Origin of the sequence: Microbacterium pasadenense (assembly GCF_047246565.1) — a bacterium.
Taxonomy (GTDB): domain Bacteria; phylum Actinomycetota; class Actinomycetes; order Actinomycetales; family Microbacteriaceae; genus Microbacterium.
The window spans coordinates 755,191-768,548 of sequence record NZ_JBFOKN010000002.1; the positions used below are offsets into that span (position 1 = coordinate 755,191).

At 72.1% G+C, this 13,358-nt stretch carries 11 protein-coding genes; 3 read left to right on the top strand and 8 right to left on the bottom strand.

The genetic code is table 11. From position 1 onward, the window contains the following. Positions 1-89 precede the first annotated feature (89 nt). On the bottom strand, positions 90-1,193 hold the full coding sequence (locus AB3M83_RS09800) for a VIT1/CCC1 transporter family protein (protein WP_412947542.1): 1,104 nt from the start codon (positions 1,191-1,193) through the stop codon (positions 90-92). A gap of 84 nt (positions 1,194-1,277) precedes the next feature. Next, a complete protein-coding gene (locus AB3M83_RS09805) occupies positions 1,278-3,095 on the bottom strand; it encodes a DEAD/DEAH box helicase (protein WP_412947869.1) in 1,818 nt (605 codons plus the stop codon). 111 nt (positions 3,096-3,206) lie between these two features. Between AB3M83_RS09805 and AB3M83_RS09810 the strand changes: the two genes are divergently transcribed. Next, positions 3,207-4,049, top strand: coding sequence for an SGNH/GDSL hydrolase family protein (locus AB3M83_RS09810; protein WP_412947544.1), 843 nt, complete (start codon positions 3,207-3,209; stop codon positions 4,047-4,049). 240 nt (positions 4,050-4,289) lie between these two features. On the opposite strand, the gene AB3M83_RS09815 is transcribed toward AB3M83_RS09810, so the two are convergent. Beyond that, positions 4,290-5,735 carry an HNH endonuclease signature motif containing protein gene (locus AB3M83_RS09815; RefSeq protein ID WP_412947546.1) on the bottom strand — a complete coding sequence of 482 codons (1,446 nt, stop codon included), beginning with the start codon at positions 5,733-5,735 and terminating at the stop codon, positions 4,290-4,292. A gap of 497 nt (positions 5,736-6,232) precedes the next feature. Further along, positions 6,233-7,024 carry a TrmH family RNA methyltransferase gene (locus AB3M83_RS09820; protein WP_412947549.1) on the bottom strand — a complete coding sequence of 264 codons (792 nt, stop codon included), beginning with the start codon at positions 7,022-7,024 and terminating at the stop codon, positions 6,233-6,235. Positions 7,025-7,099: 75 nt separating this feature from the next. Here AB3M83_RS09820 and AB3M83_RS09825 point away from each other — a divergent pair, with 75 nt between their 5' ends. After that, positions 7,100-7,951, top strand: coding sequence for a Sir2 family NAD-dependent protein deacetylase (locus tag AB3M83_RS09825; RefSeq protein ID WP_412947552.1), 852 nt, complete (start codon positions 7,100-7,102; stop codon positions 7,949-7,951). A gap of 51 nt (positions 7,952-8,002) precedes the next feature. Further along, positions 8,003-8,608 carry a histidine phosphatase family protein gene (locus tag AB3M83_RS09830; RefSeq protein WP_412947555.1) on the top strand — a complete coding sequence of 202 codons (606 nt, stop codon included), beginning with the start codon at positions 8,003-8,005 and terminating at the stop codon, positions 8,606-8,608. Positions 8,609-8,629: 21 nt separating this feature from the next. On the opposite strand, the gene AB3M83_RS09835 is transcribed toward AB3M83_RS09830, so the two are convergent. From AB3M83_RS09835 to pdhA, 4 genes are read right to left on the bottom strand one after another with little or no spacing between them, the layout of a single operon-like run. Further along, entirely contained in the window at positions 8,630-9,784 is a 1,155-nt protein-coding gene (locus tag AB3M83_RS09835; protein WP_412947870.1) for an acyl-CoA dehydrogenase family protein, read from the bottom strand. Positions 9,785-9,792: 8 nt separating this feature from the next. Further along, a complete protein-coding gene (locus AB3M83_RS09840) occupies positions 9,793-11,205 on the bottom strand; it encodes a dihydrolipoamide acetyltransferase family protein (protein ID WP_412947557.1) in 1,413 nt (470 codons plus the stop codon). Next, positions 11,202-12,212 carry an alpha-ketoacid dehydrogenase subunit beta gene (locus AB3M83_RS09845; protein ID WP_412947559.1) on the bottom strand — a complete coding sequence of 337 codons (1,011 nt, stop codon included), beginning with the start codon at positions 12,210-12,212 and terminating at the stop codon, positions 11,202-11,204. Before AB3M83_RS09845 ends, AB3M83_RS09840 begins: the two co-directional genes overlap by 4 nt. Then, the gene (gene pdhA / locus AB3M83_RS09850; RefSeq protein ID WP_412947562.1) at positions 12,209-13,330 is read right to left on the bottom strand and encodes a pyruvate dehydrogenase (acetyl-transferring) E1 component subunit alpha; all 1,122 of its coding nucleotides are present in this window, start codon (positions 13,328-13,330) and stop codon (positions 12,209-12,211) included. Before pdhA ends, AB3M83_RS09845 begins: the two co-directional genes overlap by 4 nt. Between the last annotated feature and the right edge of the window lie 28 nt (positions 13,331-13,358).

Genomic DNA, 13,358 nt, shown 5'->3' on the forward strand with positions numbered 1-13,358 from the left:
TATTTCCGGTTTCGCAACCGAAGATCGAGGTTAGCACGATCCGAGCGGGACGATAAATCGAGCCGGGCATGCGCGCGTCGGCTCGCCGCTCATGCGACCGACACGCCGAAGGCGAGGCCGAGGACGTACGTCACCGCCGCGGCGCCGAAGCCGATCGCGAGCTGCCGCAGGCCCCGTCGCAGCGGCGGGGCGCCGGAGAGGAGCCCCACCGTCGCACCCGTCAGGAGCAGCGCCGCCCCCACCAGGACGAGGGCCATCACGACGGCCGTGACACCCTCGAGACCGAGGATCCAGGGCAGCACCGGGATGAGCGCGCCCGAAGCGAAGAACCCGAAGCTTGATGCCGCAGCTCCCACGGCGGAGCCGATCGATTCGAGGTCGGCCGACGGCTCGGCGGGACGCCGATAGGGAATCGCGGGGTCACTGGCCTGCGCGGTCGCGATGACGCGTCGGGCGCGAGCGAGCGCCTCGTCGCCGTCGATGCCGCGCGCCCGGTAGACGAGCGCGAGTTCGTTGGCGTCGAGATCGAGGTCCGGGAGGACGTGGTCGGTGTCGTTGTTGGGGTGGGTCGCCTCCACCAGCTCCCGCTGCGAGCGCACCGACACGAACTCCCCCGCCGCCATCGACAGGGCGCCGGCGAGCAGGCCGGCGATCCCGCTGAACAGGACGAACTGCGGGGCGACACCGGTCGCACCGATGCCCATCACGAGGGCGAGGTTCGACACCAGCCCGTCGTTGGCGCCGAAGACCGCCGCGCGGAAGCTCCCCGACAAGCGCATGCGGCCGCGCGCCGCGAGGCTGCGCACCACCTCGCCGTGGATCTTCTCGTCCGCGCGCATCGCCGCGGTGGCATACGGGTCGTCGTCGTACGGCGAGCGGTTCTCCGCGTTCTGTGCCAGCGCGAGGACGAAGATCGACCCGAAGCGCCGCGCCATGACACCGAGCAGCCGGGTCCGTGTGGATGCGCGGGGCGGCCGGACGGGCTCGCCGCCCAGCAGTGCGAGCCAGTGCGCCTCGTGGCGACCCTCCGCCTCGGCGAGGTCGACCAGGATGGCGCGCTCCTCGCCCGACTTGCGGGTCGCCAGCTCCCGGTACACGCGCGCCTCGGCGCGCTCGTCGACGAGGTACCGGGCCCAGCGGCGGCGATCCTTCGCCGTCGGTGGTGTCGAAGCCGGGGGGATCTGCGCGCTCATGTCCCCTCCACGGTAGCCAGCGGCGGCGACCCACGACCGCCGACGTCGGCGATTGTCAGAATTTCGGATCGCCGAACCGGGGGATCAGGAGTGGACGCGACGGCGAAGCACGTCGATGCGCGCCTGCAGCTGGGCGACGGTCGCCCGCGCCACCTCGGGGCCGCCGCAGATGCGGCGCAGCTCCGCATGGACGGCGCCATGGGGCTGGTTGCTCTGCCTCGCGTAGAGACCGACGAGGCTGTTGAGCAGCTGTCGCTGCTCCCGCAGCGTGCGGTGCAGCGCCGGCGGCAGCGTCGTGGGCTCACCCGTCGCCTCGGCCCGCTGCGCCTCGTGCGTCTCACGGGCCTTCCGGTGGCGGCCCTGCCGCGCCTGCCGCTGCATCAGCAGGTCGTGGACGTGCTCGGGCTCGAGCAGTCCCGGAATGCCGAGGAACTCCTCCTCCTCGAGCGTTCCCGGCACCGCGAGCTGACCGAACTCCTTGCCGTCGTAGAGCACCCGGTCGAAGTGCGCGACCGATCCGAGCGCCTGGTAGCTGCCCTCCTCGAGCAGCGCGTCCGAGGCCTTGTCCTCGCGCTCGGCTTCTTCGAGCAGGGCGTCCTCGAGGCCGTCTTCGCCGTCGCCCTCGCGGTCCAGCGCATGGTCTCGCTGGCGCTCCATCTCGTTCGCGAGGGCGAGCAGCTGCGGCACGTTGGGGAGGAAGACGGATGCCGCCTCGCCGCGGCGCCGCGCACGGACGAAACGGCCGATCGCCTGGGCGAAGAACAGTGGCGTCGAGGCGCTCGTCGCGTACACCCCGACCGCCAGCCGGGGCACGTCGACACCCTCCGACACCATCCGCACCGCGACCATCCAGCGCGTCGTCGACTGGCCGAAGGTCTCGATGCGGCCAGACGCCGCCTTGTCGTCGGACAGCACCACCGCCGGGTACTCGCCCGTGATGTCGCGGAGGATCGCGGCGTACGCACGCGCTGCCGTCTGGTCGGTCGCGATGACCAGGCCGCCGGCATCCGGGACATCCTGACGCACCTCGGTGAGGCGCCGGTCCGCGGACCGCAGCACCGCCGAGATCCATTCGCCGTCGGGGTTGAGCGCGGTCCGCCACGCCTGCGCGTTGACGTCCTTCGTGTTGTCCTGGCCGAGGTGGGCCTCGTATTCGTCCCCCGCCTTCGTCCGCCACCGCATCTGGCCGGCGTAGACGTGGAAGAGGACGGGGCGGACGACGCCGTCCGCGAGTGCGCGCCCATAGCCGTAGTTGTAGTCGGTCCTCGAGAGACGGATGCCCTTCGAGTCGGGGTGGTACTCGACGAACGGGATCGGTGCGGTGTCGCTGCGGAACGGGGTCCCCGACAGCAGCAGTCGCCGCGTCGCGCGGCCGTACGCCTCGCGGAGCGCGTCACCCCAGCTGAGCGCATCGCCGCCGTGGTGGACCTCGTCGAGGATGACGAGCGCGCGCGAGTCGAGGGTCAGGTGCTGGTGGACGGATGCCTTGACCGCGACCTGCGCGTAGGTGACGGCGACGCCGTGATAGTGCCGGGCCGGGGCGTAGTGCTTGTTGCTGAAGCGGGGATCGAGGCGGATCGAGACGCGGGCCGCAGCATCGGCCCACTGCGTCTTCAGATGCTCGGTCGGAGCGACCACGATGATGCGATCGATGATGTTCCGGCGCATCAGCTCGCTCGCGAGGCGGAGCGCGAAGGTCGTCTTGCCGGCACCGGGTGTCGCGGCCGCGAGGAAGTCGCGCGGGCCGCCGCCGATGCCGTCGGGGCCATCGGAGGCGAAGTACTGTTCGAGGGCTTCGGCCTGCCAGGCGCGCAGGCTCTGCGCGGTGCCCCAGGGAGCACGCTGCGGGAAGGCCGGCGACAGGTGCTCGGCGGCGAAACTTCCGAACTGGGTCTCCGCCATCTCCTCCTGCTCTCGCGTCGCCTCGTCTTCTGTCACGTGCATCCACGATAGGCGTTCCCCCCGACAGCGAGACGCGAAAAGGAGACCGGGTAGCCTCGAGGCGGAGGTGTCATGCGCGAGAACGACTCCGAGCCCGAAGAGGCTCGAACCTCATACGCAGTCAACCCCGCGGTTCACCCGTGGCGCCGCATGGTGGCGATCGGCGATTCGTTCACCGAGGGCATCGGCGACCCCGCGCCGTCGCGGCCCGGAGGCCACCGCGGCTGGGCGGACCGCGTCGCCGAGGTCCTCTCCAGCCAGGTGGACGACTTCGCGTACGCGAACCTCGCCGTCCGCGGGAAGCTGATTCGGCAGATCGTCGACGCGCAGGTCGAGCCCGCCGTCGCCCTGAAGCCCGACCTCGTGACGTTCTCGGCCGGCGGCAACGACGTGATCCGTCCCGGCGGCGACCCCGACGCCGTCGCGATGCTGTTCGAGGACGCCGTGGCGAGGCTGTCTTCGCAGGGTGCGACGGTGGTCGTGTTCACCGGCATCGACACCCGCTTCACTCCGGTGTTCCGCGGCATCCGCGGCCGGGTCGCGATCTACAACGAGAACATCCGCGGCATCGCGAACCGCTACGACTGCGTCGTGGCGGACCAGTGGGCGCTCAAGGAGGTGCAGGACATGCGGTTCTTCGACGACGACCGTCTGCACCTCAATCCCCTGGGGCATCACGAGGTCGCCCGCATGGTGCTGCGCGCCCTCAACGTCCCGAACGACCTGCTGCCGCTGCAGCCCGACCCGCTCCCGCCGGTAACCTGGCGCGCCGCGCGGGCGAACGACCTCGTCTGGGCCCGCGCGCACTTCGTGCCCTGGGTGCTGCGTCGGCTGCGCCATCAGTCTTCCGGCGACGCCATCACGGCGAAGCGGCCCGATGCCCTCCCGCTGCGCCGGGACGGCGACGCCGACTGAGGAGCCGCCCGGCGCGGCGCTGGCGCCGTTGGGGTGCCCACCAGCGAAGCGGCCGTGCCGTCGGGGCGCGCACCAACGAAACGGCCGTGCCGTCGGCGTGCACACCCAGCGAAGGGCCTGCGCCGTCGGCGGTGCGCGGTGCGGTAGCGCGCGTGGCCTCCGCCGGAACAGCTGCGCGCTGCTCGATCGATCGGCGCCCTAGACGGAGTGAGGTTGCCCGTCGAGGCGGTGGTGTCCGGGTCAGAAGGGTGGGGCGTCGGTGCGGTTGGTGCGGTTGGTGTTGTCGGGTCCGGTGGCAGGTGTGAAGGCGACGGCCGGGGTGGGTGCGTCTTCGCGGTAGGTCCTGCCGGCGGGTGAGGTCCATTCCAGGACTCCACCCTGGAGTTGTCGGACCCGCCAGGCGGTGAACTGCTTCATGGAATGGTGCCGTTGACACAGGTGGGCGAGGTTTCGGAGTTCGGTTCTGCCGCCGAGGGCGTGGTCGTGGGTGTGGTCGATCTCGCAGCGGATCGCGGGCACCCGGCAGCCGGGGAACCGGCAGTGCTGGTCCCTCGCCTGCAGGTACCGGCGCATCGGCAGCGGAACCCGGTACGAGTCGACGGCGACGGTGGTGCCGGTGACGGGGTCGGTGAACATCCGCTCCCAGATCCCCACCGATCCGGCGAGCGTGCGGGCGGTTGCCGCGTCGATGGGTGATCGTCCCATCAGGTCCACGGGTGCCTGACCGGTGCCGTCGAGGCAGGAGGCGGGCAGCACGATCTGGACGCGGGCGCGGATCGCGCCGAGCGGACCCGCGCTGGTGTCGATCGTGTCGTCGAGGGCGGGTGTCCCGGCGAGCAGCAGGTCGGCGAACACGTCGGCCCGGACCTGGTCGATCGGGCGCTTGTCAGTTGCCACCACGTCCACGGCGTCCGCGGCGTTCGTCGTGCCGTCGCCGAGTGCACTGCCTGTCGCACCGTCACCGTTCCCGAAAGCGCCGGTTCCTACCCGTTCGGTCGCGCGGCGGTCGGCAGCTGTCGCTGCCCGTTCCGTGCGGGTGTCGATGATCGCCCGGGCCTGCTGGGTGAGCCGGTCGTGGATGCCTTCGGCGATCACCGTGGGCAGTGTCGCGATCAGGTCCGACATCCCGTCCCGCCCCGGCATCAACCTCACACACCGCTTGGCGGCGGCTTCTTCGTGCCGTTCCGTGAAAGAGCGGGGGTGCAGCCGTTGCGCGAGGATCTCAAGCTCCGCGCGCACCCGGTTCGGGGTGTCCTGTTCGCAGCGGCTGATCGCGGCGGCTTCGAACTCGGGTCGCAGCTCGACCGGGACGACGCCCCCGGTGTCCACGATGACCAGCACGTGCCCGCGGGTGATCCGGGCCGCCTCCCACGCGCCCAGCGCGGCCGGGTAGCCCTCCACGATGGTGCGGGCCTCGTCGATCCGGCGCTGCACGGTCCGGTCGGTGGTGCGCATGATGCCGCCGACTTCGGCTGCGATCGACCGGAGTGCCATGTCGTGCACCCGCACCCGAGACCCACTGCCGACCGCCTGCTCCTCCGCGAGCTGACCGGCTCGGGCGAGGACCCGCAACTGCGCGATCTGACCCGTGGCGATCTGCCGTTCGACGGTCTCGACGTCCGCGACGATCCTCGCCAGCGACGCGGAATACGCGTCACGCGGGACCTGCTCGGACGGGGTGTTCATACCCCCATTCTGGTGAGGGCCTCCGACATCGAACCGGCCGATCCGACAGTTATCCACAGCCCCTCGAGGGACCTCCGCGTGGGCTGTCTGCGCAGCGCCTTCGCCATCTCAAGAAACGCAGGATCGGTGCGGCGCTGCGCCGGGCATCCGCCCGCCGGTCGCGGGCGGCGCGGTCGTCGTCGAGGTGATCTCTCCGTCCGCGAACGCGTCGGCGCAGCGCCACGCCGGCGAAGGTGAGCTCACCGCAAGCTCCCTACCCGCGACGGCGCCTCAGCCCGAGCGTCGAGTCCTGCCGCCGATGGGCGGCTCAACACAGCGCGGATCGCCGACGTCGCGCCCAGCGCAGCAGCGCGCGTCCGACAGCGTCCCCACCCAAGAGACGGTGCCATCGAAGGCGTCCCTCCCCCGCACCCGTGCCATCGTCGGTGCACAGACCGCGACGATAGCGCTCCCCCGGGGCGGCACCCGGTGCGGCGCCGTACCGGTCCCCGCCGGCCTCAGCGCAGCGCCCACAGCGCGACGGACGCCGCTGCCGCGACGTTGAGCGAGTCCACCCCGCCCGTCATCGGGATCGTGACGACGGTGTCGGCGGCGGCCAGCGCATGTCGCGACAGGCCGTCGCCCTCGGCACCCAGCACGATGCCGACCCGGTCCGGTCGGTCAGAGGCGAACACGTCCAGCGGGACCGCGTCGTCGGCGAGCGCGAGCGCGGCGAGATGGATGCCGGCGCCCGCGAGCATCGGCTTCGCGTGCGACCACTCGGGCAGCCGGGTCCAGGGCACCTGGAACACGGTGCCCATGCTCACCCGCACGCTCCGGCGGTAGAGCGGGTCCGCGCACCGCGGGGTGACGAGGACGGCATCCGCACCGAGCCCCGCCGCCGCGCGGAAGGCGGCGCCGATGTTCGTGTGATCGCTGATGTCCTCGAGGATCACGACCGTGCGCGCCCCGGCGATCACGTCCTCGGGACGGGCCAGCTCGGGCCGGTGCATCGCGGCGAGCGCGCCCCGGTGCACGGCATAGCCGGTCAGCTGCTCGGCGACGGCATCCGACACGACGTAGACCGGCGCGTCGCCGACGAGACCGCGCGCCTCGTCGAGCCACTTCTCCTGCACCAGCACGGACCGGGGGCGGTGTCCCGCGGCGATCGCCCGGGCGATGACCTTCGCCGATTCCGCCATGTACAGGCCGCCCGCCGGCTCGCTCACGCGCCGCAACGCGGTATCGGTCAGGCCGCGGTAGTCGTTCAGCCGCGGATCGGCCGGGTCCTCGATCGCGACGGTCGTCATCTCCCCATGCTGTCACGCGGTCCGTTAACCTCTGCGAAAAGCGGACGGCGTAGGCTCGGGAGCCCGGGAGGTGGAATGGGCACGCTGGAGGATCTCGACGCCGACACGACGGCCGCGGTGGGACGCGCGATCAACGTGCTCGCCGGTCACCGCGTCGCGGTCCTGACGGGCGCGGGACTGTCCACCGATTCCGGCATCCCCGACTATCGCGGCAAGGGCGCGCCGGTCCGCACCCCGATGACCGCGCAGCAGTTCCTCGCGGACGAGTCCTCCCGTCGCCGCTACTGGGTCGGCAGCCACCTGGGATGGCGCGCCTTCTCCTCCGCGCAGCCGAATGCGGGGCACCGCGCCCTCGCCGACCTGGAGAGCGCGGGCATCGCGACAGGTGTCGTCACCCAGAACGTCGACGGGCTGCACCTGCGCGCCGGCAGCCGCCGGGTCGTCGAGCTGCACGGCACGATGCGTCGCATCACCTGCCTGCACTGCGGGCAGGTGTTCGACCGCCGCGACCTGGGCGCCCGCATCGACCGGGAGAACCCGTGGATCACGGTGCCCGACAGCGTGGAGCTCGGACCCGACGGCGACGTGCTGCCCACCACGGGCGACCGCTTCATCGTCCCCACCTGCTCCGTCTGCGACGGGGTCCTGAAGCCCGACGTGGTCTTCTTCGGCGAGTACATCCCGGCCGTGAAGTTCCGCGAGGCCGAGCAGCTCGTGACCGCGAGCACCGCCCTGCTGGTCGCGGGATCCTCCCTCGTCGTGAACTCCGGCATCCGGCTCCTCGAACGCGCGCGCCGACGCCGGCTGCCCATCGTCATCGTCAACCGCGGCGAGACGCGCGGCGACAACCGCGCGATCGTCAAGATCGAGGCCGGCACCTCGGACGTCCTCCCCGCCCTCACCCGCGCCCTGGCCGCGATCTCCTGAGCGGGGACGGAGCGGGACGACCCCGCCCGAGCCCGGACGTAGGCTCGGACGGTGACCACCCTCACCCTCGTACGCCACGGCGAGACCGACTGGAACCTGAACCGACGGATCCAGGGATCGACCGACATCCCCCTCAATGCGACGGGCCGCGCCCAAGCCCGCGCCGTCGGCCTCGAACTCGCCGAGACCATGAACCCCGACGTCCCGATCGTGCTGGCGTCGAGCGACCTGGCCCGCGCCCGCGAGACGGGCGAGATCATCGCGGACGCCCTCGGGGTGCCCGCCCCGCAGACCTACCGGGCTCTGCGCGAGCGATCGTACGGCGACGCCGAGGGCGTCACCGACACCGAGTTCGTGGAGCGCTGGGGCGAATGGCACACCGCCGTCGTGCCGAACGCCGAGCCCTGGGACGCCGTCACGCGACGTGCCGTCGCCGGGATCCAGCAGGTCGTGCGCGACGCCCGCCGCGCGACGGCGCCGCGGGCGCCCGAGATCATCGTGGTGGCGCACGGCGCGCTCATCCGCGCCGTCATCGGCCATGCCACCGGCGGGGTGCACCCCGTCGCCGGCGTCAAGCTCGCCAACGGGTCGCGTCACACCTTCCTCGTCGAGCGGGAGCGGCTGCGCCTGCTCGCCTCCCCCGGCGTCCCGGCCTGAGGCCGCGCACCGGCCGCGTGCTCAGACGACGCCGAGCGCGCGGGCGATGACGAGGAGCTGCACCTCGGTGGTCCCCTCGCCGACTTCGAGGATCTTCGAGTCGCGGAAGTGACGGGCGACGGGGTACTCGTTCATGAACCCGTTGCCGCCGAAGATCTGCGTCGCGTCGCGCGCATTGTCCATCGCCGCATCGCTCGCGGTGAGCTTCGCGATCGCGGCCTCGGTCTTGAACGGGCGGCCGGCGTCGCGCAGCCGTGCGGCGTGCAGCCACGCGAGTCGTGCGACGTGCACGCGCTGCTGCATCCGCGCGAGCGTGAACTGGATGCTCTGCCGGGTGCCGAGGCGCTCGCCGAACACGATCCGGCTCTGCGCGTAGTCGACCGCGGCTTCGAGGCATCCCTCCGCCGCTCCCGTCGAGAGGGCGGCGATCGCGATGCGCCCCTCGTCGAGGATGTGCAGGAAGTTCGCGAAGCCGCGACCGCGCTCACCGAGGAGGTGGGATGCCGGCACCCGCACCCCGTCGAAGGTGAGCGGATGCGTGTCGCTCGCATGCCAGCCGACCTTGTCGTAGGGGGGACCGACGGTGAAACCGGGCGTGCCGTTCGGGACGATGATCGTCGAGATCTCCCGCGGTCCCCCGCTGCCGTCTCCTGTCACCGCCGTGACCGTCACGAAGCGCGTGATGCTCGTGCCGGAGTTGGTGATGAACTGCTTCGCCCCGTCGATGACCCACTCGTCGCCGTCCAGGCGCGCCGACGTGCGGGTGGCACCGGCATCCGACCCGGCCTCGGGCTCGGTGAGACCGAAGCCGGCGAGCGCCCGCCCGGCGAGCAGGTCGGGCAGGTACTCCGCGCGCTGTTCGTCGCTCCCGAACCGGAACACCGGCATCGCACCGAGGCTCACGCCCGCCTCGAGGGTGATCGCGAGGGACTGGTCGACGCGCGCGATCGCCTCGATCGCGAGGCCCAGTGCGACGTAGTCGCCGCCCTGCCCGCCGACGTCCTCGGGGAACGGCAGCCCGAACAGGCCGAGGTCGCCCATCTGCGACACGACGTCCATCGGCAGCGTCTTGGTGCGGTCCGCCTCGTAGGACACCGGGGCGACCACCTCGGCTGCGAAGGAGCGGACGAGCCCGGCGAGCTCCCGCTGGTCCTCGGACAGGTCGTAGTTCGTCATTCCGAGGCTCATGCGAGCATCATCGCCCTTCCGGGTTCGCGGAGCACATCCGCCACATCGGCGAGGAACCTCGCCGCTTCGGCGCCGTCGACCAGTCGGTGGTCGAAGGACAGGCTCAGGGTCAGGACGTCGCGGAGTGCGACCGTCCCCTCGTGCTCCCACGGCTGGCGCCGCACCGCGCCGAGGCCGAGGATCCCGGCTTCACCGGGCACGAGGATCGGCGTGCCGGCATCGACGCCGAACACCCCGTAGTTGGTGATCGTGAACGTGCCCCCGGCGAGGTCCGCGGGACTCGTCCGCCCGGCCCGTGCCGTCTCGGCGAGCGCGCGGATGGCCCCGGCGAGGTCGGGCAGCGGCATCCGATCGGCGTCCTTCACGGTCGGGACGACGAGGCCCCGATCGGTCGCGGCGGCGATGCCGAGATTCACGTAGCGGTGCCGGACGATCTCCCCCGCCGCCTCATCCCAGGTCGCGTTGAGGTCGGGGTTCCGGCCGAGCGCCAGGCACACCGCCTTCGCGGCGAGGGCCATGATCCCGATGCGGTGCTCCGCGTGCCGACGGTCGCCGCGCAGTCCCTCGACGAGCCGGACGGATGCCGTCACATCGATCGTCAGGAAGGTCGACGCGTGCGGGGCGGTGAAGGCCGAGCGCACCATCGCGTCGGCGGTGTGCTTGCGGACGCCGCGAATGGGGACGCGCTCCTCCCGCTCCCCGTCGGCGTCCCGGCCCCCGGCGGGGCGGACCCCGGCGGGGCTGACCGGCGTCTCGGCGGGCTGCGCCGGCGCGGCCGACGTGCGCGCGGCGTACGCCTCGACGTCCTCGCGCGTGATGATCCCGGTCACCCCGGATGCCGCGACGAGGTCGAGGTCGACGCCGAGATCCTTCGCGAGCTTGCGGACCGGAGGCGTGGAGCGCGGACGCTCCTGCGGCTCGCGCTCGGGCGGCGCGTCGGCGATCGCGTCGTGCGGCGCCGCCTCGCGGACGGCGGTGTCGACGGGGACGGCGGCGGCCCCGCCGCGCTGCCGTCGCTGCGGCCGGCCGGCCGTCCGGGGCGCCGCGCCGTACCCGACGAGGTTCGGCACCCGCTTCTCGGTCGTGCCGAGGGGTTCGGTCCCGGTCGTGGCGACGGCTTCCGCGTCGCCGGCGGCGGGAGCCGCGGCATCCGTCGGCGTGCCGTCGGGGTCGCCGACGTCGAACGAGATGAGCACCTCGCCGACGGCGACCACGTCGCCCTCGCCGTGTCGGAGAGCGGCGACGGTCCCGGCGAAGGGCGAGGGCAGCTCCACGACGGCTTTGGCGGTCTCCACCTCGGCGATCGTCTGATTCAGCGCCACGGCATCGCCCTGCGCGACGTGCCACTGCACGATCTCCGCCTCGGGCAGCCCCTCGCCGAGGTCGGGCAGTCGGAAGTCGGTGATCACGCCGTCACCCCCGACATGCTGTTCGGCCGGCCGAGCACCCGGTCGACGGCGTCGAGGATCCGGTCGAGGTCGGGCAGGTGGTACTGCTCGAGCTTGGCGGGCGGGTAGGGGATGTCGTGGCCGGTGACACGGAGAGGCGGCGCCTCGAGGTGGTGGAAGCACTTCTCGGTGACGCTCGCGATGATCTCCGCGGCGACACCGCCTTCGCGGGACGCCTCGTGGGTCACGACGACCCGACCGGTGCGACGGACGGATGCCGTCACGGCGGCGTAGTCGACGGGTGAGATAGACCGGAGGTCGATGACCTCGAGCGAGATCCCCTCGTCCTCCGCGGCCATCGCCGCGTCGAGCGCGACCGTCACCTGCGAGCCGTACGTCAGCACCGTCACGTCGGTGCCCTCGCGCACGGTGCGGGCGAGCCCGAGGGGCGCGGCATCCGCGATGTCGCCGTCGAGGTCGACCTCGCCCTTGGAGTGGTAGAGCCGCTTCGGCTCAAGGAAGATGACCGGGTCGTCGCAGGCGATGGCCTGGCGCAGCATCGTGTACGCGTCCTGCGGGTTCGACACGGCGACGACGCGGAGCCCGGCGGTGTGCACGAAGTAGGCCTCGGGCGACTCGGAGTGGTGCTCCGCCGCACCGACGCCGCCGGCCCACGGGATGCGGATCGTCAGCGGCATCTTCACCCGCCCGCGGGTGCGGTAGTGCAGCTTCGCGACCTGACTGACGATCTGATCGAACGCGGGATAGACGAACCCGTCGAACTGGATCTCGACGATCGGACGGAAGCCCCGGAACGCGAGCCCCACGGCGGTGCCCACGATGCCGGACTCGGCGAGGGGCGTGTCGACGACCCGGCGCGGACCGAACTCGGCCTGCAGCCCGTCGGTGATGCGGAACACCCCGCCGAGCTTGCCGATGTCCTCGCCCATCACGAGGACGTGGTCGTCGTCCGTCATGGCGCGCCGCATGGCGGCGGTGAGCGCTCTGCCCAGGGTGAGCGCGGTCACGCGGCACCTCCGGATCCGAAGCCGTCGAGGTAGGACGCATAGTCCGCCCGCTGCTCGGCGATGCCGGTGTGCGGCTCGGCGTACACGTGGTCGAAGACGGCGAGCGGGGCCGGCGGCTGCGCACCGACGACGGCGCTGCGCATCGCGGCGGTGAAACGGTCGGCATCCGTCGTGACGCTCTCGGCGAAGGCGTCGTCGAAGCCGCCGATGCGGCGCAGGTACGCCTCCACCCGCGTGAGCGGATCGCGGGCGTGCCAGTGGTCGACCTCTTCGGCGCTGCGGTACCGGGTGGGATCGTCCGACGTCGTGTGCGGGCCGATCCGGTAGGTGACCGCCTCAAGGAACGCGGGGCCACCGCCGCTCCGCGCGACATCGGCGGCCCAGCGCATGGCGGCGACGCAGGCGAGGACGTCGTTGCCGTCGACCCGCATGCTCGGGATGCCGAACCCCGGCGCCCGCCCCGCGATGGGGAACCGCGCCTGCAGGCCCACCGGCTCGGAGATCGCCCACTGGTTGTTCGAGCAGACGAACACGACGGGAGCCTCGTACGAGGCGGCGAAGACCATCGCTTCATTGACGTCGCCCTGACTGGTCGCGCCGTCGCCGAAGTACGCCACGGCGACCTGGTCGCCGCCGTCGCGCTGGATGCCCATGGCGTATCCGACGGCGTGCAGGCTCTGCGCGCCGATGATGATCTGCGGGTTCGCGATGGCGACGGCGTACGGGTCGTAACTGGAGTGCTGCGCGCCGTGCCAGACCATCACGAAGTCGGCCGGCGACACACCGCGGACGAGCTCGATGCCGATCTCGCGGTAGCTCGGGAACAGGAAGTCGTCGTCGTGGCACGCCCACGCGGTGCCGACCTGGACCGCTTCCTGGCCCTGCGCGGGAGCCCAGAGCCCCAGGTGCCCCTGCCGCTGCAGGGCGACTCCCTCGGCATCGAGGCGGCGGGTGAGCGCCATGTCGCGGTACAGCTCACGGAGCATGGCCGCGTCGACGTCGGCGATCCACGGATCGAGACGCTCGTCGTGCACGCGGACGCCCTCGTGGTCCAGCAGGCGCGCGACGTCCTCGGTGTCGGTGGACGCGGCGGCGGCGGGGGTCAGAGTGTCGGTCATCATCGTCCTCTCTGATCGCGGTCGGACC

Excerpts from the sequence above, each read along its gene's own strand:
- AB3M83_RS09800 (WP_412947542.1), bottom strand. The coding sequence starts at position 1,193 with ATGAGCGCGCAGATCCCCCCGGCTTCGACACCACCGACGGCGAAGGAT.
- AB3M83_RS09805 (WP_412947869.1), bottom strand. The coding sequence starts at position 3,095 with ATGGCGGAGACCCAGTTCGGAAGTTTCGCCGCCGAGCACCTGTCGCCG.
- AB3M83_RS09810 (WP_412947544.1), top strand. The coding sequence starts at position 3,207 with ATGCGCGAGAACGACTCCGAGCCCGAAGAGGCTCGAACCTCATACGCA.
- AB3M83_RS09815 (WP_412947546.1), bottom strand. The coding sequence starts at position 5,735 with ATGAACACCCCGTCCGAGCAGGTCCCGCGTGACGCGTATTCCGCGTCG.
- AB3M83_RS09820 (WP_412947549.1), bottom strand. The coding sequence starts at position 7,024 with ATGACGACCGTCGCGATCGAGGACCCGGCCGATCCGCGGCTGAACGAC.
- AB3M83_RS09825 (WP_412947552.1), top strand. The coding sequence starts at position 7,100 with ATGGGCACGCTGGAGGATCTCGACGCCGACACGACGGCCGCGGTGGGA.
- AB3M83_RS09835 (WP_412947870.1), bottom strand. The coding sequence starts at position 9,784 with ATGACGAACTACGACCTGTCCGAGGACCAGCGGGAGCTCGCCGGGCTC.
- pdhA (WP_412947562.1), bottom strand. The coding sequence starts at position 13,330 with ATGACCGACACTCTGACCCCCGCCGCCGCCGCGTCCACCGACACCGAG.